This is a genomic window from Enterobacter sp. 50793107 (genome assembly GCF_001463365.1).
GTDB lineage: Bacteria > Pseudomonadota > Gammaproteobacteria > Enterobacterales > Enterobacteriaceae > Enterobacter > Enterobacter cloacae.
In genome coordinates, this window is sequence record NZ_LNII01000016.1 from 17,326 (window position 1) to 36,506 (window position 19,181).

Annotated in this window: 23 protein-coding genes; 7 read left to right on the forward strand and 16 right to left on the reverse strand. The window is 57.1% G+C overall.

The features are described 5' to 3' along the window. The first annotated feature begins 116 nt into the window (after positions 1–116). Positions 117–1,607: a flagellin gene (locus tag APU11_RS03120; protein WP_058650973.1), complete on the forward strand. Its 1,491-nt coding sequence runs from the start codon at positions 117–119 to the stop codon at positions 1,605–1,607. Between the two features lie 181 nt (positions 1,608–1,788). On the opposite strand, the gene APU11_RS03125 is transcribed toward APU11_RS03120, so the two are convergent. From APU11_RS03125 to APU11_RS03135, 3 genes are all read right to left on the reverse strand, one after another. After that, positions 1,789–2,088: a hypothetical protein gene (locus APU11_RS03125; protein ID WP_058650974.1), complete on the reverse strand. Its 300-nt coding sequence runs from the start codon at positions 2,086–2,088 to the stop codon at positions 1,789–1,791. Between the two features lie 238 nt (positions 2,089–2,326). Beyond that, positions 2,327–3,490 carry a methyl-accepting chemotaxis protein gene (locus tag APU11_RS03130; RefSeq protein WP_058650975.1) on the reverse strand — a complete coding sequence of 388 codons (1,164 nt, stop codon included), beginning with the start codon at positions 3,488–3,490 and terminating at the stop codon, positions 2,327–2,329. Positions 3,491–3,602: 112 nt separating this feature from the next. Then, positions 3,603–4,073, reverse strand: a complete 471-nt coding sequence (locus APU11_RS03135) for a DoxX family protein (protein WP_230963075.1) — start codon at positions 4,071–4,073, stop codon at positions 3,603–3,605. Positions 4,074–4,549: 476 nt separating this feature from the next. Here APU11_RS03135 and APU11_RS03140 point away from each other — a divergent pair, with 476 nt between their 5' ends. Together APU11_RS03140 and APU11_RS03145 are read left to right on the forward strand one after the other, a co-directional pair. After that, on the forward strand, positions 4,550–5,362 hold the full coding sequence (locus APU11_RS03140) for a winged helix-turn-helix domain-containing protein (protein ID WP_045903247.1): 813 nt from the start codon (positions 4,550–4,552) through the stop codon (positions 5,360–5,362). After that, positions 5,328–5,852, forward strand: coding sequence for a hypothetical protein (locus APU11_RS03145; RefSeq protein ID WP_013097794.1), 525 nt, complete (start codon positions 5,328–5,330; stop codon positions 5,850–5,852). The genes APU11_RS03140 and APU11_RS03145 overlap by 35 nt, the downstream gene beginning before the upstream one ends. A 3-nt stretch (positions 5,853–5,855) precedes the next feature. Here APU11_RS03145 and fliR read toward each other — a convergent pair whose 3' ends face one another. From fliR to fliF, 13 genes are all read right to left on the reverse strand, one after another. Beyond that, positions 5,856–6,635: a flagellar biosynthetic protein FliR gene (gene fliR / locus APU11_RS03150; protein WP_038420038.1), complete on the reverse strand. Its 780-nt coding sequence runs from the start codon at positions 6,633–6,635 to the stop codon at positions 5,856–5,858. Next, complete coding sequence (gene fliQ / locus APU11_RS03155) at positions 6,635–6,904, reverse strand: flagellar biosynthesis protein FliQ (RefSeq protein WP_013097797.1); 270 nt, start codon at positions 6,902–6,904, stop codon at positions 6,635–6,637. The genes fliR and fliQ overlap by 1 nt, the downstream gene beginning before the upstream one ends. A 9-nt stretch (positions 6,905–6,913) precedes the next feature. After that, the gene (gene fliP, locus APU11_RS03160; protein ID WP_096897025.1) at positions 6,914–7,612 is read right to left on the reverse strand and encodes a flagellar type III secretion system pore protein FliP; all 699 of its coding nucleotides are present in this window, start codon (positions 7,610–7,612) and stop codon (positions 6,914–6,916) included. Positions 7,613–7,641: 29 nt separating this feature from the next. Next, positions 7,642–8,010 (reverse strand): flagellar biosynthetic protein FliO, encoded by a 369-nt coding sequence (fliO, locus tag APU11_RS03165; protein WP_013097799.1) that lies wholly within the window; start codon positions 8,008–8,010, stop codon positions 7,642–7,644. Further along, a complete protein-coding gene (fliN, locus tag APU11_RS03170; RefSeq protein ID WP_013097800.1) occupies positions 8,010–8,393 on the reverse strand; it encodes a flagellar motor switch protein FliN in 384 nt (127 codons plus the stop codon). The genes fliO and fliN overlap by 1 nt, the downstream gene beginning before the upstream one ends. 7 nt (positions 8,394–8,400) lie before the next feature. Continuing rightward, the gene (fliM, locus tag APU11_RS03175) at positions 8,401–9,393 is read right to left on the reverse strand and encodes a flagellar motor switch protein FliM (RefSeq protein WP_048971610.1); all 993 of its coding nucleotides are present in this window, start codon (positions 9,391–9,393) and stop codon (positions 8,401–8,403) included. A gap of 5 nt (positions 9,394–9,398) precedes the next feature. After that, entirely contained in the window at positions 9,399–9,905 is a 507-nt protein-coding gene (locus tag APU11_RS03180) for a flagellar basal body-associated FliL family protein (RefSeq protein WP_060578318.1), read from the reverse strand. Positions 9,906–10,033: 128 nt separating this feature from the next. Further along, positions 10,034–11,095 (reverse strand): flagellar hook-length control protein FliK, encoded by a 1,062-nt coding sequence (locus APU11_RS03185; RefSeq protein ID WP_058650979.1) that lies wholly within the window; start codon positions 11,093–11,095, stop codon positions 10,034–10,036. Further along, positions 11,092–11,523: a flagellar export protein FliJ gene (gene fliJ, locus APU11_RS03190; RefSeq protein ID WP_029882513.1), complete on the reverse strand. Its 432-nt coding sequence runs from the start codon at positions 11,521–11,523 to the stop codon at positions 11,092–11,094. Before fliJ ends, APU11_RS03185 begins: the two co-directional genes overlap by 4 nt. 30 nt (positions 11,524–11,553) lie before the next feature. Continuing rightward, entirely contained in the window at positions 11,554–12,918 is a 1,365-nt protein-coding gene (fliI, locus tag APU11_RS03195; protein WP_058650980.1) for a flagellar protein export ATPase FliI, read from the reverse strand. Beyond that, positions 12,915–13,619: a flagellar assembly protein FliH gene (locus APU11_RS03200; protein WP_013097806.1), complete on the reverse strand. Its 705-nt coding sequence runs from the start codon at positions 13,617–13,619 to the stop codon at positions 12,915–12,917. Before APU11_RS03200 ends, fliI begins: the two co-directional genes overlap by 4 nt. Then, the gene (fliG, locus tag APU11_RS03205; protein ID WP_013097807.1) at positions 13,606–14,592 is read right to left on the reverse strand and encodes a flagellar motor switch protein FliG; all 987 of its coding nucleotides are present in this window, start codon (positions 14,590–14,592) and stop codon (positions 13,606–13,608) included. The genes APU11_RS03200 and fliG overlap by 14 nt, the downstream gene beginning before the upstream one ends. Beyond that, positions 14,592–16,271, reverse strand: a complete 1,680-nt coding sequence (gene fliF, locus APU11_RS03210; RefSeq protein WP_058650981.1) for a flagellar basal-body MS-ring/collar protein FliF — start codon at positions 16,269–16,271, stop codon at positions 14,592–14,594. Before fliF ends, fliG begins: the two co-directional genes overlap by 1 nt. A 265-nt stretch (positions 16,272–16,536) precedes the next feature. Between fliF and fliE the strand changes: the two genes are divergently transcribed. Genes fliE through cheY form a run of 4 tightly spaced genes read left to right on the forward strand, consistent with a single transcriptional unit; the run spans position 16,537 to position 19,180 of the window. Further along, positions 16,537–16,860: a flagellar hook-basal body complex protein FliE gene (fliE, locus tag APU11_RS03215; RefSeq protein WP_013097810.1), complete on the forward strand. Its 324-nt coding sequence runs from the start codon at positions 16,537–16,539 to the stop codon at positions 16,858–16,860. A gap of 16 nt (positions 16,861–16,876) precedes the next feature. Continuing rightward, on the forward strand, positions 16,877–17,731 hold the full coding sequence (locus APU11_RS03220) for a CheR family methyltransferase (protein WP_038420053.1): 855 nt from the start codon (positions 16,877–16,879) through the stop codon (positions 17,729–17,731). Next, the gene (locus APU11_RS03225; RefSeq protein ID WP_072200354.1) at positions 17,728–18,804 is read left to right on the forward strand and encodes a chemotaxis response regulator protein-glutamate methylesterase; all 1,077 of its coding nucleotides are present in this window, start codon (positions 17,728–17,730) and stop codon (positions 18,802–18,804) included. Before APU11_RS03220 ends, APU11_RS03225 begins: the two co-directional genes overlap by 4 nt. Continuing rightward, complete coding sequence (gene cheY, locus APU11_RS03230) at positions 18,794–19,180, forward strand: chemotaxis response regulator CheY (RefSeq protein WP_013097813.1); 387 nt, start codon at positions 18,794–18,796, stop codon at positions 19,178–19,180. The genes APU11_RS03225 and cheY overlap by 11 nt, the downstream gene beginning before the upstream one ends. Position 19,181: the final 1 nt, after the last annotated feature.

The following is a 19,181-nucleotide window of genomic DNA, read 5'->3' on the forward strand; positions in this document are numbered from 1 at the left end:
TAATGACAAAAAAATCGAAAAAATAATTCAGTCATTTTAATTTCCCCCGATGAATTCAGTATGCGAAGCAATTAACGCATATCTCATATTTCGTTATTACTTAGAAGGATATAACAATGGCACAGGTCATTAATACCAACGCGCTGAGCCTGATGGCTCAGAATAACCTGAACAAATCCCAGACTCAGCTGGGTACGGCAATTCAGCGTCTCTCTTCTGGTATGCGTATTAACAGCGCCAAAGACGATGCGGCAGGTCTGGCAATTTCTAACCGCTTCACCTCTTCTATCCGCGGTATGACCCAGGCGGCACGTAACGCCAACGACGGTATCTCCCTGGCACAGACCACCGAAGGCGCGCTGGAAGAAGTGACCGAAAACATGCAGCGTATCCGCGAGCTGACCGTACAGGCGAAAAACGGCACCAACTCCGCCAGCGACCTGGACTCTATCAAGAAAGAGATCACCACCCGTCTGGAAGAGATTGGCCGCGTAGCGGAAACCACCAACTTCAACGGCGTGAAGGTCTTTGACGGTTCTAAAGAGAAAATCACTATTCAGATCGGCGATAAAGACGAAGACACCATTGATATCAAGCTGAGCAAGCTGGACATGGAAACCCTGGGTCTGGATAAATTTATGGATGATTTCGCGGATATCGGGATTACTCTGAATGGTGCAGGTACGCTGGAAAGCCAGTTTGAAGGCATAGCAAATGAACTCACTAACGGTGATATTGATGTTGGGCAAGCTCAAGACTGGGTACTTGACGCTGGACAAAGGGATGTACTGAAAACCGCACTGGGGGCAGCTGATGCAGGTGACGTTAAGGTATTAAGCTATGATGATAATGGTACTACACGCCTTTTCGCATATGATGACAAGAAAGATAAAATGCTTGAGATTACCGACCCCAAATGGGAGGCAATTGGTGGTGGCAATGACAAGTTAAAACTGGGAACGAATCCAGCTACTTCTGAAATCACCGACGCAGCCGATAAAGACATGCTGCTGAATGGACCGAGCAAACTGACTTCGCCGACACTGGTGAAGGAAGGCGACACGGTTAGTGCTGGTGGCGGCAATCCAGCGATGACTAACGAAAAGCTGAAAGCTATCTCGCAGGCTGCATTCGGTAGTGACAATTTAGATACTACCAAGATGAAGTTATTCTCTGCTGGTGGTGCTGCTACAGATACCTTCTATGCTATTAACGCAGCGGGTGAAGTTAAAAGTGTCGTATTGGATGATCAAGGCGACGTGGTAGGCACTCCGGCTGAAGCTCGTTTCCATGACGCAGAAGTCATTCAGAAGGCTGCAGGTGGTGCTATCGCTGACGGCTTACTGGCCAAGCTGGATGAAGCTCTGACCACGGTTGCAGACTTCCGCGCCGATCTCGGTGCCGTTCAGAACCGCTTCAGCTCCATCATTGCGAACCTGAACACCAATATCATCAACACCACCGAAGCGCGCTCCCGTATTCAGGACGCTGACTTCTCCGTGGAAGTGTCTGCCATGAGCCGTGCGAACATTCTGCAGCAGGCGGGTGTCTCCGTACTGGCCCAGGCCAACCAGGTTCCACAGAACGTGCTGTCCCTGCTGCGTTAATCTGCGTTACCACCTCACTATTATTACGCGCGTGCCTCACGCGCGGTTTGCCCTCCCTGGTGGAGGGCTTTTTTGTTTTTGTGCTCTGTGCGCATTGCCCGGCGGCGCTGCGCTTGCACGGGCCTACAAGGATCAACGCAAACGTAGGTCGGGTCAGCCGCCACCGCCACCCGGCAAGGGTTTAAGACGGGAGATAAGGCTCCTTCACATAATCCGCCAGCAGGTACACCCTATCGTGCAGTAATCCCCTCAACGCGATGTTCACCTCCTGCGGCAGGATGTTTCCCAATATTGCCTGTGGCAGCGCCTGCGCATAGTGAACCGGCGTAAACGTGTCCTGCCAGCTGTCCGGAATGCTCGACGGTGTGGCGTCATGGGCAATGAGTTGCTGGAGAAATCGTTGCGAGAGAAAGAAGAAAGTGCGGACAGAATCGTCATATGAAAGCCTCCGGAGAGATGAGAAATGAATAACAAAGAGCAAACCAGCAGGTCGCTTCAGTACCGCCTTGTATTTTCAGGTTCTCACGCCCGGCTGCGGATTTTGCCGCAACGCGGGCACTTTAGTTGGGATAGAAACGAATAACAGGATAAATCGCGTATTACAGAGAGTTACTTATGGGATTGCGAGGCGGCTTTAAGATTTGTGCCGGGTGTCGGCTACGCCTTACCCGGCCTACAAAATCTCCGAAAGTAGGCTGGGTAAGCGCAGCGCCACCCGGCTAGCTGCCTGTGCGCTGAAGCAGGGTATTCGCCACCGTATAAACCTCTTCTATCAACACGCTGTTATTCTGCGTCACCGACGGTGCCCCGCTTTGCGCCTGCATCATCGCATCGTCAACCAGCGCCCGGAGTTCTTTCGACGAGCGCGCACAGCGGCTGGCCAGATTGCGCGACTCGACGGCAAAAATGCCCTCTTCGTTATGCAGCGAATAGCTGTAAGCACGGCTGGCCAGTTGCACCAGCGCGCCGCTGCTGTCGGCAATCTGCAGCGCGGCATCGTGCAGAGCATTCATCGCCTGAACCACACCCGTGGTGCTTTCACTCAGCATGGCCAGGAGATTACCGTTCGCATCAGGTACACGCAGCAGACGCTCGTTTTCCTCAGCAATCGTGCTGGCTGCCTGCGCAATCACCCTCACCTGCTCGCCAATCTCCTGCATCAGCGGCGGCAAGTGCGCACCCTGCTCGGTTTTCAGCTGCGACGGAAGTTCTTCGTTAAGGCGAGAAAGGTGCAGGTTAACGCTGCGCAGAAGAGTCAACGTGGAGACCAGCAGCAAGGCCGCCAGCGGCCACGGTTTATGCAGGAGTATGCCCGGGCGTTCGCCCAGCCTACGGGTGGGAACATCAATGGCCAGCAGCCACGGTGTCTCAGCGATGGGCGTTACCACCAGCGTATGTTCACCGCTGGCGCTGCGAAAACGGGTATGCCGTAACCCTTCGCCCGGCTGGGCCAGCAGCCCACGCAGCGGAACCGCCATCGGCAGGCTGGCATCGTTGAGAGATTGCACCGTCGGCGCACCGGCGGCATCACCGATGATGCGCCCGGTGTCATCCACCATCCAGGCGCGGCCGCCAAGACGCTCGCCGATCTCTTTGACCAGTGAATTGAAGAATTGACGGCTGGTACCCGTTTCTTCGGCGATATCGGTATCGCCTGGGGCTCCTTTGTCCAGCGCAAAGCTTTTCAGAGTGACAACACTTTCGGTCATTGAACGCTGCTGCGCTTCAACCCTGTCGAGTTGCTCACGTAACTGGGTGGCCAGGGCATCAACTTGCATGCGCAGACGCTGTCCCTCGGTACGAATAAACCAGGGCATAACCCCAGCCTGCACCAGAATCACCAGGGTAATAAAAATAACGACTAAAATAACGATAAAAACCATGACAACAGCCCTGTTCTTTTAATGGCAGCACAACGCTACCTCTACAGGGCTATTTTATTATGCAGGCGTCAGTAAATATGCTCTTCAAACCGTTGATAACCGCACACTTGTGTTACCCCTCCACAAAAACAATTTTGCGCATGTTATCCCAGCGTTTCACCAGCCAGCCGTCGAGACTGCAAAGCGTGCCGCCCCAGGTCAACGGGAACAGGCAGAGCACGATATACAGCGTTTCAGGCAGATAAAAAAGCCAGCTAAGCCATGCAATCAGATTAAGCCCGCGTGGAATGGTATAGATGCCAATGGTGGCCAGCGCTACGGTACTGATAATCATCAGCACCAGCGCGCTAAAACGGCTGAATAGCCCCAGCGTCAACAGCAGGCCCATACTGCATTCCAGGAAAGCAACAACAATCGCCATCACGGCCGGAAACGGGATCCCCGCGTCGTGCATCGTATCGACCATCAGCAGCTGGTTTTCCGTCACAAATAATTTATTAAACCCGGCGGTAAAGAAAAATACCCCCACCACCAGACGGCAAATAAATACGGGAAACATCGCTGGCAGCTCGGACGTTTGCATAAAACTTTTCAGAGAGAACATCATCCATCCTTGTAAAGAAAATTCATACTGTGTAATAAATTCAATAATCTGTCTTTGCGCAGTATAAATTCGCAGACCTCATTAGCAACCGCTCCCGTTCCCTTCCCGACACAATTAATAATTATATACAGATTAAAAATTGTTAATTCGAAATAATAACAGCGTCTCATTATCACTGCGTCAGATGACCCATCCGCGACATCAATTCCGCAAGTATCTGGTTTTAATATAATTAAAGTAAAACCGCCTAAGGCATTACTTTTAATGCGGTTAATATCCCCCTATTTAATAACCTTAAAAGCATTAAGGCTGTTATTACGTAGTGGTTGCAAAAATATGACGTAAGACATAAAAAGCATGTCGCTCTGGCCTTCGGCTAGCAATAAGGGGCATTCATTACTATTAATTACAGTAACCAGAAGCGATACCTAATACACCAGAAGAATCAAATAACTATGCTAAACCATATCGCGATTGGAACGTCCGTCACGCTGGATTTGCAGACCCGCATGCTTACCCGGACGGATACGCAACAGACCGTTACCCTTCCTCAAAGCGCGTGCCTGTGTCTCGCCGCGCTGGCCGAGGCGCAGGGCGAGGTACTTTCCCAGGAACAGCTGATGGAGATCGGCTGGCGTAGCGCCGGGGTAGAAGTCACGGACAACAGCGTGCGGGTGATGATCACCAAACTGCGCCGCGCGTTTACTCAACTGAACCTGCAGGAAGCGATCACGCTCATCGCCGTGACGCGCAGCGGCTACCGCCTGCTGGTGCGGGAGGCAAACAGCGAACTGCCACAAGCGGAACCCCTGCCCCTGCAGGATGAACCGGTACAGGCAGACACAGCTGAAGCACAGCCGGTGGTCACCCACGCGCCTGCCCGTGGGGGCAACACGTTTAAACAAAAGCTCTGCGTCACGCTTAGCGGCGTGCTCGTTGGGCTGGTGATTGCGCTCCTCCTGCGCGGCATTGTCGACTTTAGCCCGCAGCCGGTTCACTTTGTGCGCTGGAATGGCCCTGGCGTGCCGCCGGGCTCAATGGTGATGGTTCAGGAGGATAAACAGTCGCAGCAAGCGCTGATTGAATCCACGCTGCAAACCTATTCCCGTCACGTGCTGGACCGCCGCCCCAACGAAAAACCGGCCGCCGTGCTGTACGTCACCACCGGCTCTGAAAAAATGAGCCAGTTCCAGGGCCTTATTGCCTGCCAACAACCCTTTAAGGATTCAGGGAATGACTGCGAATCGTTCTATTTTCGCCTTTATTAAATCCCCGCTCGCGCTGCTGTTTCTGGGCGGGATGGTCGTCGGGCTGGGCGGTATGGCGCTGTACGGATTTCAGACCTCGCCGTACGCATCGCAGTGTATCGCCCCCACCTCCTACTACGTGATTGAGGACGACAACAACGCGACGCTGGCACGCGGTATCTACCGCTCCTACCGCGACGGTCTGTTTAGCGGGCATACCACCTATATCGGCACTATCAGCCACTTCAGGGACGGCAAGCGCGACGGACTGCCCAAAGCGGTGAACCGTGAAGTGCGTTACGATGTTGAACTGTCGGGCAAACGGATCCATCTGACTGTCACCAGCCAACACCGCAAACTTGGCGGCCAGGCCCCGGATCAAGACGTGACGGATTATATTTTCCCGCAGATTAAACCGGGTGAAGTCGCCACCAGCACCGCCTACCTGCTGGATGACAAAGTGCTCGCCTCCGGTACAGAAACCGTCGCCCGCATCGCCTGCATGAACTAAGGGTTATACCAGCGCCTGAATCAGCCCGGCAAGGATATCAAACCCGGTAGCCATCAGGCGCTCAAAGAATGGGGCCAGCGTTTCGGCAATCAGAAACAGCGCCAGCATGCCGAAGGTGAGCGTCAGCGGGAAGCCAATCACAAAGATAGAGAGCTGCGGCGTCAGGCGGTTTAACAGTCCGAGGATAAAGTTGATGCACAGCAGCAGCGCAATGACGGGCAGCCCCAGCATCAGCCCCTGGCTGAAGATCATCCCCGCATGGGTGACCAGGTACATAAACCCGCCCGCGTGCAGCGGCGTGGCGTCTATCGGCAGCGTCTGGAAGGTGTCCGCCAGCAGCGCCAGCAACCAGAGATGACCGTTAAAAGCGAGAAACAGCAGCGTCACCAGCAGGTTGAGAAAGCGTGAGATCACCGGGCTGTTCCCGGCACCCGGGTCAAAGAAGGTGGCGAACGACAGCCCCATCTGCATACCGATGATCTCCCCGGCCATGCGCACGGCGGCAAACAGCAATTGCAGCGTCAGCCCCATCGCCGCACCGATAATCACCTGTTTTGCCAGCACCCAGACCCCTTCCCAGGCGTAAAGGCCCACCTGCGCATCGGGCAGCGTGCCGCCAATCAAAATGGCGATCAACAGCGCCAGACCGGCACGCAGCCGGGCACTGACCGCCTTCTCACCAAACACCGGGGCAACGTGCAGCAGCGCGGCAATGCGCACCATAATGAAAAAATAGTGGCTGACCAGCCCGTAGAGCTGGTCGAGAGGAAGTCCGAAGGCCATCAGCCGATCACGAACGGGATGCTGGCGAACACCGCGCGGGTGTATTCAATAAAGATTTTCATCATCCACGGGCCAAGCGCCACCGCGACGCCGACAATCATCAGGATTTTCGGGATGAAGGTCATGGTCATTTCGTTGACCTGGGTGGCGGCCTGCAAAATGCTGATGATAAGACCGGTGACCAGCGCGGCCACCAGCAGCGGGGCTGACACCATCAGTCCCACCTTAATCGCCTGCATGCCAATCACCATTACGCTTTCCGGGGTCATGGGTCTCTCCTAACTGTAAAAGCTCTGCGCCAGCGAACCCACCAGCAGTTGCCAGCCGTCGACCAGCACAAACAGCATCAGCTTGAACGGCAGGGCAATGGTGGTCGGCGGGACCATCATCATCCCCAGCGCCATAAGGATACTGGCGACCACCAGATCGATAATCAGAAACGGAATAAAGATGGTGAAGCCAATCTGGAAGGCGGTTTTCAGCTCGCTGGTGATAAATGCCGGCACCATAATGCTGAGCGGCACCTCTTCCGGCGAGGCGATATCGGGGGTTTTGGCGATACGGGCAAACATCGCCAGATCGCTTTCACGTGTCTGGTCGAGCATAAACGCGCGCAGCGGTTTCACCCCTTCTGTCAGGGCCACCTCCATGGTGATTTTGTTTTCCTGCAGCGGTTGCCAGGCTTTTTCGTAGATCTGGCTGAACACCGGCGACATAACGAAAAAGGTCAAAAACAGCGACAGCCCCACCAGCACCTGGTTTGGCGGCGCGGTAGGCGTGCCCAGCGCGTTACGCATTAACCCCAGCACAATGATGATGCGGGTAAACCCGGTCATCATCAGCAGTACGGCGGGGATGAAGGTAAAGCCGCTCAGCAGCAGCAGGGTTTGTACCGGCAGCGTCCAGCCCCCTTCCCCGGAAGGCTGGCCGAGGGTGATGTCACCGTTGGCCGCCAGCGCACCGGCGGCGGGTAACATCAGGCCGAGCGCCAGCAGCAGACGAGGTTTCACTGCTCACCTCCCGGACGGTATTTCTGACGCAGCTTTTCCAGCATCAGCGGGAACGTCGCGGGCGCGGAGGCCTGTGGGGCGTTTTCCGGGCGCGCCTGCGTGGCGAGGCAGGTAATCTGCGAGGCGGTGACGCCCAGCACCAGACGCTGTTCACCCACGTCAACCAGCACCAGGCGCTCACGCGGCCCCAGCGACTGGGTCGCCACCAGGGTCATGTTGCCCTGGGCGTCGTTAAGCCGACGCGCCAGTCCGCTACGGCGGGCAGCCCAGGCCATCACCACCATCAGCAGGATAATCAACGCCAGCGCGCCGGTAACCGTCATCAGCATCGAGCCAGTGGCCGGAAGGGAATCAGTGGCGTTCATTAGCGGCTCAGACGGTGCATGCGCTCGGACGGGGTAATAATGTCCGTAATGCGGATACCGAACTTATCGGAGACCACCACCACTTCACCCTGCGCAATCAGGTAACCGTTGATCAGAATATCCAGCGGTTCCCCCGCCAGACCATCCAGCGAGACCACCGAGCCCTGGCTTAAGCGCAGCAGCTCTTTAATGGTCATTTTGGTGCGTCCCAGTTCCACGGTCATTTTTACCGGGATATCCAGGATCAGGTTCATCTCGTCAGAAAATTGCGGTGCAGCCATGGTGTCGGTAATTCCCGCCGCGTGCTGTTCGGTCATGGCCTCACCCCAAAGATTATCGATGGACTGATCGTCAGTACCCGATGAGGTGTTCATATCGCTCATGGGGAAATTACTCCTTGTTTAATGAAAGTAATGAAGGCTGAATCATCTGCTCGACCTTCAGGGCATATTGATTGTTCACGGCGCCGTAGCGGGCCGTGAAGACCGGCACACCGCCGACGCTGGCTTCGATAAACTCCTGCTTATCCAGCGCGATAATGTCGCCTTTTTTCATCTGCATCACGCGGGAGAGCCGGGTGCCGATATCCGCGAAACGCGCCGTAAGCTCCAGCTCCGTTTCCCGCATCTGGCTGGCCAGCAGGCCGCGCCAGTGGGAGTCCTCGTGCCGGGAGTTGTCCATCGGCGGGTTACTCAGCAGCTCGCGCAGCGGCTCGATGGTGCTGAAGGGAATACAGATATTGAACTCCCCGCGATGCGAGCCGATCTCCACCGAAAACGGCGTAGTGACCACCACGTCATTCGGCGATGAGGTGATATTGGTGAACTTCACCTGGATTTCGGAACGGATATACTCCGTTTTGATTTTATAGATTGAGCTCCAGGCAAATTCGTAGGCCTCGCGCGCCATCGACAGCATGCGGTGGATCACGCGCTGCTCGGTGGGCGTAAACTCGCGCCCGTCGGCCTTGGTCGGGAAACGACCGTCGCCGCCAAACAGGTTATCCACGGCCATAAACACCAGCCCTGGCGAGAACGCCATCAGCGAGGTGCCGCGCAGCGGGTTAAGGTGCAGCAGGTTCAGGTTTGTCGGCACCGGCAGGTTGCGGGCAAACTCGTGATACGGCTGGATCTTAATGTTCCCCGCGGTAATGTCCGGGCTACGGCGCAGCAGGTTAAACAACCCCATACGGAACTGACGGGCAAAGCGCTCGTTAATAATTTCCAGCGAATGCAGTCGCTCGCGAATGACCCGGCGCTGGGTGTGCGGATCGTAAGGTTTAATCCCTGCGTCGGCGCCGTTTTTATGATGTTCACTGTTGCTTTCCGCATCGGCGTTTAGCAAACGGTCGATCTCATCCTGAGATAAAAAGCTGTCAGCCATAATAATTACCGCAGAATAAATTCGTTAATAAGCACGTCGGTGACGCGAATGGACTGGTTAAAAGCCAGCGGTTTATCCAGCTCACTCTTAATATTGGTCATCAGACGGCGTTTACCCTCATCGGTGGCTAAATCTTCATAAGTCTGATGGGTTAACAACATAAATAAGCGGCTGCGATATTCCGGCAAATATTTTTCCAGCACCGCCAGCGATTTTTGTTCTGCCACGCGAATGGACAAGCCCAGGTACAATACCCGATCCGATTCGTTCGCCGTGGGCTTCAGGCTCACGGTAAAGGTATTCATTGAGGCGTACAGCGGCTCTACCTGCGCGGGTGCCGGTGCTGTTTCCGCTTCCCCTTGTGTAACTTCTGCTGCCGGTTTCGCAAATTTCATTTCCCAGAACAGGTAGCCGGAAACGCCGCACGCCGCAACGGCAGTCAAAAACATGAACGTCATCAGAAGCGAGCGAGAGCCTCCGCCGCTGGCGACCTTTTTATTTTTATTACTCATTGAACGTACACCTGAAAATAAGAGAGGGCAGCGTATTGCCCTCGGGTCAATATGGCGGACATTGTAGTCCATATCATCATCCTGATAATCAGGTGATAAAATTTCATTCCTGAAGCTAATTCGCCACTTCAGGCAAAGGTATTTATTCCGTATATATTTCCGGGGGTGGTGGTTAATAGAGTCGGCACGATCTCCTCTTCAACCGACTGCTCTTCCCCTTCCTGGGCAATGTGCTCGTCACGCGATGCGCTTTGGCCTTGCTCACCGGCGGCAAACTGCTGTCCTTCCGCGCTCACGTTGGCCTGGCCAAGCTGAATACCCGACTCCGCCATCGCGGCACGCAGCTGCGGCATGGCCTGCTCCATGGCGTGACGAATGTGGGCATGTTCGCTGACGATATGGATCTGCGCCTGATCCTGCTGCACGCGCAGGGAAATCTGCAGCGATCCCAGCTCTTCCGGGTGCAGGCGGATCTCCGCGCTGTGCAGCCCGTTACGGCTAAAGATGGCGATATGCTGGCTGACTGACTGCTTCCACTCCGGCGTTTCCGGCGGATGGTTGACGGTGACTACCTGCTGTGGGGCGTGCGCGACGCTGGTGCGTACGGCGGCAGGCAGCGCCACGGCATTCGCCGATGTGGCCGCAGGCATCTCTGGCGTGACCATCGTCTCACTGGTGAGCGGTGCAGACTGCGCCGTCAGCGGCGTGGCATTGGCCGCAGGAGTTTTATCGGCGGCGGTCATGAGCGGAGAAACGGTTTTGCCCTCAGGCTCAGGAGCCTTCCCGTTTGCTACGCCCTTCGCAGGGTTGACCGTTTCTGTCCCCGTGACGCTGCGGGTCACCAGCTGTTGTAGCTGCCACTGCGGGCTCTCTTCCCCCTCACCGTTGGTGAGCGAAACCCCGTTCAGGACCTCTGCCAGCCCCGGCGGCGCGGCGAGCAGCATACCGTCGGCATCCGTTACCGGCGCGTCGTCGGCAAGCTGTTGCGGCAGTAAATCTGCGGACAACCCCGCCAGCGCGGCTTCCGGCATGGCTGCCAGCGCCTGCGGGTCGAGTCCCGGGAAAAGCTGCACCAGTTCAGCCAGCTTGTCATCCAGCGCCAGGCTGAAGCCGTCGTCAGCCAGTAAACCGCCCTTCGGTTTGCCCTGTGCTCCCCCACCCAGTAACAGGGCGGCAATATCTATGTTCATAGCCTTTCTCTCTTTTGTCCGGCACGCTGAGCAAATTCATCCATCAGCTTTTGTTCATGTCGGCTCTGAACTAACGCCTGCGCCGTCGCCCGGCGTTCAATCAGCGTTTCAAACGCGTTCAGGCGCTGCTTGTTTTGCACCCAGTTCTTTTTCACCTCGTCTACCGCCTTTTCGCAGGCGTTCACGTGGCCAGCCTGCTGCTTTACCACCTGCTTCAGCGACAAAATAAACGACTGGTGATTCACCAGATCCGCCACCGACATACCGCCGCCCATCATCCCCTGACGCAGGGACTGCTGGTACTCCTGCTCGTAGTGCTGAAGCTGTTCGTGCTGGGTCATCGCCTGCTGGAGCTGCTGCTGCGCACCGCCCAGCGCGCGGGTAGTCTGCGTTAGCGTCTCCTGCGCCTTGTCGCGCAGCAGAACCATGGGGTTATGTGCTTTCATCACACCTCCGGCTTAGTCTTTAATATCCGGGAAAAGCCCGGACAGGGCGCGAATGGCGTCGTCATAGCCGCTGCGCTCGTGGATCGCCTGGTGGAGGAACGCCTCCAGCGAGGGATATTTGTCGATAGCCTGATCCAGCATCGCATCGCTCCCTTTGACGTACGCCCCCACGCTCACCAGGTCGCGGTTGCGCTGATACGCGGATAGCAACTGTTTAAAGCGTTGCACCTTGCGGTACTGGGCATGGGGGATAAGCTCGGTCATGGCACGGCTGATCGAGGCTTCAATATCAATCCCCGGATAGTGCCCCGCCTCGGCAAGACGACGCGACAGCACGATGTGGCCGTCGAGGATTGCGCGCGCGGAGTCGGCAATCGGATCCTGCTGTTCATCCCCCTCCGTCAGCACCGTATAAAACGCGGTGATTGAGCCGCCCCCTTTCACGCCGTTACCGGTTCGTTCGACCAGCGCAGGCAGACGGGCAAAGACAGACGGCGGATAGCCTTTGGTCGCGGGCGGTTCACCAATCGCCAGAGCCACTTCACGCTGCGCCATGGCGTAGCGGGTCAGGGAGTCCATGATCAGCAGCACATTAAGACCGCGTTCACGGAAATCTTCCGCAATGCGCGTGGCGTAAACGGCGCCCTGCATACGCAAAATCGGCGAAACATCAGCCGGGGCGGCAACCACTACCGCACGCGCCAGCCCCTGCTCGCCAAGGATATTCTCGATAAAATCTTTTACCTCGCGGCCACGCTCGCCAATCAGCCCCACCACGATGACGTCCGCAGTGGTAAAGCGGGCCATCATGCCGAGCAGCACGCTTTTGCCGACGCCGGAACCGGCGAACAGGCCCATACGCTGACCACGGCCCACCGTCAGCAGGCCATTGATGGCGCGCACACCAACGTCGAGCACGTTTTTGATCGGATCGCGGTGCAGGGGATTGAGCGTTGGGGTAAACAGCCCCGCCGCCGGTTTCCCCGGCGCGGGGCGGCCATCCAGCGGTCGACCCTGCGCATCCAGCACGCGGCCCAGCAGATGCGGCCCCACGGGCAATTGTTTACCGGCGTGGCTGTCGCTTTGCAGGGCATAAATGCGCGCCCCGGGCAGGATGCCGTCGACATGCTCCAGCGGCATCAGAAACAGCGTCTGGCCGTTAAAGCCCACCACTTCGCTCTCAACCGGGATAATGCCCTGCTCCGTCTGACGCTCAACGATGCACAGCGCACCAATAGGCAGCTTGAGCCCCACGGCCTCCATTACCAGCCCGGTGGCGCGCGTCAGTTTGCCGTACTGGCGAAAATCGGGCACCTGGGTGAGTTTTTCCTCCACCCGGTCAAGGGCGCAGAGCCACTTTTTTAGCTGCTGGCTCATTGCGAGAGCTCCTCGCGCGCCAACTGACACAGCGCCTGCCAGCGGGTTTCCATACTGGCGTCCACTTCCACATCCGGGGAGACCACCCGGCATCCCCCGGCGGCCAGGCTGGCGTCGCGGTGCAGCTCCCAGCCCATCGCGGCAAGCGTTTCACCCAGCGCCTCATGCACCGAAGCAAACGCCTCCGGGCTGACATAGAGTTGAATGGTGCCGTGCAGCAGCGCGTCCTGCTGCATCAGGCTGCGGATCTGCGTGACCAGAGCATGGTTATCCGCCACACGAGACGTACCGTAGAGTTGCTGCACCGCCGTCAGCGACAGCTGCACCAGACGCGCGGGGATCAGCCCTTCGAGGTTTTCCAGCGCCAGCTTAAAGTTGCTGACCCAGGTTTCTGCCTCGCGCAGCAGCGCCTGCTGCTCCACGCGTGCCTGCTCCACGCCCTGGGCATACCCGGCGTCGCGGCCCTCTTTCAACCCGGCCTCATAGCCCTGTTTGCGCCCCTCTTCCTGGCCCTGCTGCAGCCCCTGGGTAAACCCCTGCTGTTCCGCCTGCTTGCGCAGACGCGCCAGTTCGGCTTTCAGCTGCGCCTCAGACTGGGTGTTATCCATCGTCGGCAGCGGGGTATCCTGCGGCTCTCCCAGCAGGTTTTCAGGCTGCCAGGCGCGCCACCCGGTGGCGTTATGTTCATCAAACGTAGGCATCGTCGCTGCCTCCAATCAGGATTTCGCCAGCCTCGGCCAGACGACGCACCACGTTGAGGATGGTCTTCTGTTCGGCTTCCACCTGGGACAGACGCACCGGGCCACGGGAGGCCAGATCGTCGGTCATCAGCTCGGCCTGACGGCGCGACATATTGCGGAAGAACTTCATGCGCAGCGGCTCGTCGGCCCCTTTCAGTGCGATGATCAGCGTTTCGCTCTCGATCTCCTGCAGCAGGCGCTGGATGCTGCGGTCTTCCACCTCCACCAGGTTTTCGAACAGGAACATCTCGTCGATAATTTTTTGCGCCAGCTCGCCGTCGAACTCACGTACCGCCTCAATGGCCGCCTCTTCCTGGTGAGATTTCATCAGGTTAAGGATCTCCGCTGCCGGACGGACACCGCCCATCTTGCTGCGCTTGAGGTTCTGACCGTGCAGCAGGTTATTCAGGACTTCCGTCAGCTCCTGCAGCGCGGCCGGCTGTACGCCGCCGAAGGTGGCGATACGCAGCATGATGTCGTTACGTTCGCGCTCGTCGAATTTGCCCAGCACGTCCGCCGCCTGGTTACGTTTGAGGTGGACCAGAATGGTGGCGATGATCTGCGGGTGCTCTTCGCGGATAAGGTCGAACACCGCCTGCGGATCCATAAAGTTGAGCGTTTCGATACCATTGGTGCCCTGGTGGGTATCCAGCAGATCCTCCAGCAGCGAGGAGGCACGCTCTTCGCCCAGTGCCTTGACCAGCACGCTGCGCAGATAATCGTTGGTGTTGAGGCTCAGCGCCGCATATTCGCTGGAGTCTTTCTTAAACTCCTCCAGCACCATGGCCATCTGGTCGTGAGTAAAGCCCGCCATGTTGACCATTGAGGCACTGATCTGCTTCACCTCGTGGGCGTTGAGGTGCTTGAACACCTCCGCTGCCAGGACATCTCCCAGCGTCAGCATGACGATGGCGCTTTTTTCTGAGGCATTCATTATTTCGGCTCCTTACTCATCCACTGGCGGATCACCAGGGCGATAACGCGCGGCTCCTGCTCTGCCAGCTCACGCAGCTGTTGACCATTGAGTTCCGTATCCACACGCTGCTGGGCACGGTCGCGGTTGTTTTTCTCCGCTGCACGTTTTTTCGCGGCAACCTCTTCTTCCCGCGCCTCTTTTTCCATCTCCAGACGGCGCAGGGTGGTCTCCTGATGGCGGATCCAGGCAGGCTGTACCAGCTTGCGCCACATGACCCAGGCAATAATGGCGATGACCAGGTAGCGGGCGATAGCCATCAGCAACGCGTAGAAACGATCCTGCTTCCAGAACGGCGGCACCGGCTCTTCCACCACGCCGTTAAAGGCGGAGTTGAGGATATTGACGCTGTCGCCACGGCTGGCGTTAAAGCCAATCGCCTCTTTCACCAGCGCGTTAATACGGGTCAGTTCGGCCTCGCTAATCGGTCCCGGCTTGCCCTCTTCCCCCTGCGGCAGATGGTTAATCACCACCGCCACGGATAAACGTTGAATGCGTCCGGCATTCGATTTGGTATGGATCAGAGTGCGATCGACCTCAAAGTTGGTGGTCTCGTCACTGCGGTTGTTGTACGGCTGTGCTGGCTCACGGTTCGTGCTGTTACCGGTAGTTTTCTCTTTTTTGTCATCCGCCGGGGTATTGAGGGGCTGGGTCAGTGGTGCGGTGGCCGGTGCCGGTGGCGTATTGCTCAACGCCCCCGGCACGCCACTCGCGCCACGGCTATTCCCCTGCTCGGAGAGGCTGGCCTGACGGCTGCGGATGGCCATTTTTTCAGGATCGCTGTTCGGCTGATACTGCTCCTGCGTCTGCTCCTGTTCGGTGAAATCAATCTGCGCGGTCACCTGAGCGCGGATGTTTTCATCCCCCACCAGCGGGGCCAGAATGCGCTGAATGCGCTGCTGATAGTCGGTTTCAATTTCACTGGTGTATTTCAGGTGTGCCGTCTGCAAACCGCGCAGGCCGCTCTGGGTCAGCAGGTTGCCGCGCTGATCGACAATGGTCACGCTCTCGGCTGCAAGGCCAGTCACTGCGCTGGAAATAAGATGGGTGATCGCCACCACCTGGCTGTCGTCAAGGGTACGACCCTGCAACAGGTTAACGGTGACGGATGCGGTCGGTTTTTTCTGTTCGCGGACAAACATCGACGGTTTTGGCGTGGCCAGATGTACGCGCGCGCTCTGGATCGGCCCGAGATTTTCAATGGTACGCGCCAGCTCGCCTTCCAGGGCGCGCTGATAGTTTACCTGCTCGGTGAACTGGCTGACGCCAAACTTCTCCTGATCGAGCAGTTCAAAGCCCACACCGCCACCCTTCGGCAGCCCCTGCTGGGCCAGCTTCATGCGCACCTCATGCACCTGTGAGGCCGGCACCATGATCACGCCCCCTGGCGTGTCGATGCGGTAAGGGATATTGAGCTGCGACAGCTGCGCCACGATGGCGCCGCCTTCTTCATCACTGATATTACTGAACAGCACCCGATAATCCGGCTCCTTTGCCCAGAACATTAACGCGATGATGACGGAAAGCGCCGCAGCGCCGCAAATCACCAGCAAAAGCTTCGGGCTGCCGCGAAGTGAGGACAGCATCGATTTGATTCGCTCTGCCGGATTGTTGGTTAACTCATTTAGTGTGGCACTCATGCCGTATTCCTGTATGAAATAGCACGCATCAACGATGCGCGTCAGCTCACGAAATTCGCGAGAGTGATGTCGACGATTTCAAAAATATAAGAATTTTTCAGGCGGTCATTATCGTCTGAAAGGCATTTTTTTTAAGGATAAATAAGCTCAAAGTTCTGTCGGCTTATTGGATTTTCTGAGGTTTTTAATCACGTGCTAAGCTGTCGACGTTTAAAAGATATGCAACAAACCGCCGTTTTTATCTTAATTACCAGGAATAAAAAGAATGTCAGCGACATTAATGCGTGGCGTACTCGATCAAATTCAGAGCCAGGCGCAGCAGGTCAGCGGCCCGTCTCACCGGCTGCAGACCTCACGCGGCGACGCCCCCTCCTTTTCTGACGTTTTATTTAACAGCATTAACGAAATAAATAAAACTCAGGTTGAAGCGAAGAGCAAAACACAGCAGTGGATGTCCGGCAGTGGCGATATTGCCCTGAATGACGTGATGCTGGCGATGCAGAAATCGTCTATTTCATTCAGCTTTGGCATGCAGGCACGAAATAAGATGATTAGCGCGTATCAGGAAATAATGAATACACCGGTTTAAGGTCTGCCCCAATTCTATGAGTGAAATTATCAGCACTTCTGCACGCTTATCCCTGAATACGCTTTCTCTGACTGACAGCGAATTACAGCGTGTCGGGAAATTAATCTATAAGCGCGCCGGAATTGTCGTTAACGCGCAGAAGCGAGAGATGATTTTTAATCGTCTTTCCCGTCGCGTGCGCACGCTGGGGCTTGCCACGTTCAGCGACTATATCGCCCTGCTTGAGTCACACTCAGAGCATCCGGAATGGCAGAACTTTATCAACGCGCTGACCACCAACCTGACCTCTTTTTTCCGCGAGGCGTATCACTTTCCGATCCTCGCGGAACATGCGCGTCAGCGTGCTAACGGCTACCGCGTCTGGTGTACCGCGGCGTCCACGGGGGAAGAGCCCTGCTCTATCGCCATGACGCTGAATGACCAACTGGGCGCGTCAGTGGCCGGACCGCGGATCTGGGCGTCGGATATCGACACCGAGGTGCTGGCAAAAGCGGAAGCGGGCATCTACCGCCTGAGCGATCTGGACGCGCTGACGCTGGCGCAAAAGCGTCACTATTTTCTGCGCGGGGCGGGTGACAACAGCGAATGGGTGAAAGCCCGGCAGGAGTTGCTGTCTGCCATTCACTACCAGCAGCTGAATTTACTCGATGAAAAGTGGTCCGTTCCCGGGCCGTTCGACGCCATTTTCTGCCGCAACGTGATGATTTATTTCGATGCGCCGACGCAGCAGCGCCTGTTGCAGCGCTTTGCGCGTCTGCTCAAGCCGGGCGGCCTGCTGTTTGTCGGCCATTCGGAACATTTTAACCATGCACATATTCCGCTGCGCCTGCGAGGGCAGTCGGTGTATGAACTGACGGAGGCCACACGGTGAAGTCGATTCGTGTGCTGGCGGTCGATGATTCCGCCCTGATGCGTAACATGCTCAGCGCGGTCGTCAATCAGCAGCCTGATATGGAAATGGTCGGCACGGCGCCGGACGCGTTTATCGCGCGCGAGCTGATTAAACAGCTCAACCCGGACGTGCTGACGCTGGATATCGACATGCCACGCATGGACGGGCTGGAGTTCCTCTCACGCCTGATGCGCCTGCGTCCGATGCCCGTCGTGATGATCTCCTCCCTGACCACCCGCGGCTCGAAAGCCACCATGACTGCGCTGGAGCACGGTGCGGTCGATTTTCTGCCCAAGCCGGAGCATCGCGGCGCAGAGAATATCGACAGCTGGAGCCAGCAGGTGGTGGAGAAGATCCGCGTCGCCGCTCGCGCGAAGCTGGCGCAACATGCCCCCGACGCCAGACCGGTGCTCGCCGGGATCCCTGTGCGCCAGCAGAGCCTCATCGCTATCGGCTCCTCTACCGGCGGCACGGAGGCATTGCGTCGGGTACTGATGCCGCTGCCGGTCAGTACTCCAGGGATTGTAATAGCCCAGCACATGCCCGCCGGTTTCACCCACTCTTTCGCCCAGCGACTCGACTCACTGTGTCAGATTGCGGTGCGTGAAGCGCAGGATGGCGAACCCGTGCGGCCAGGAACCGCCCTGATTGCGCCGGGCGATCGTCATATGGAGGTTATCTGTCAGGACTACGGCTACCGGGTCCGGCTCAGCGATGCCCCACCGGTGAATCGTCATCGTCCGTCAGTGGATGTGCTGTTTGACTCCGTGGCGCGTCAGGCCAGCAAGCATGCCAGCGCCGCCCTGCTGACCGGCATGGGCGCGGACGGCGCGCGCGGCCTGCTGCATCTGCGCCAGACCGGAGCGTTTACCCTCGCGCAGAGCGAAGCCACCTGCGTGGTGTTCGGCATGCCGCGCGAGGCGATTGCGTTAGGTGCGGCGAAGAAGGTCGTCGACCTCGACGATATCAGCCAGTGCCTACTGGACAGTTTCCATAAACATAATTCATCCAAAACCGACTCACGTTCAGGAGATACCCCCCATGTCGGATAAAAATTTGCGTTTTCTGGTGGTGGACGACTTCGCCACCATGCGACGCATCGTACGTAACCTGCTGCAGGATCTGGGCTACAAGCACATTGACGAGGCCGAAGACGGTCAGGACGCGCTAAACAAGCTGCGTGCCGGAGGTTTTGATTTCGTCGTCAGCGACTGGAACATGCCAAACATCGACGGTCTGGAGCTGCTGAAAACCATTCGCAGCGATGCCACCATGGCAAAGCTGCCGGTGCTAATGGTGACCGCTGAGGCAAAGAAAGAGAACATCATCGCTGCCGCGCAGGCGGGGGCCAATGGTTACATCGTTAAGCCGTTTACCGCCGCCACGCTGGAAGAAAAGCTTGGCAAAATCTTTGAAAAACTCGGGTAAC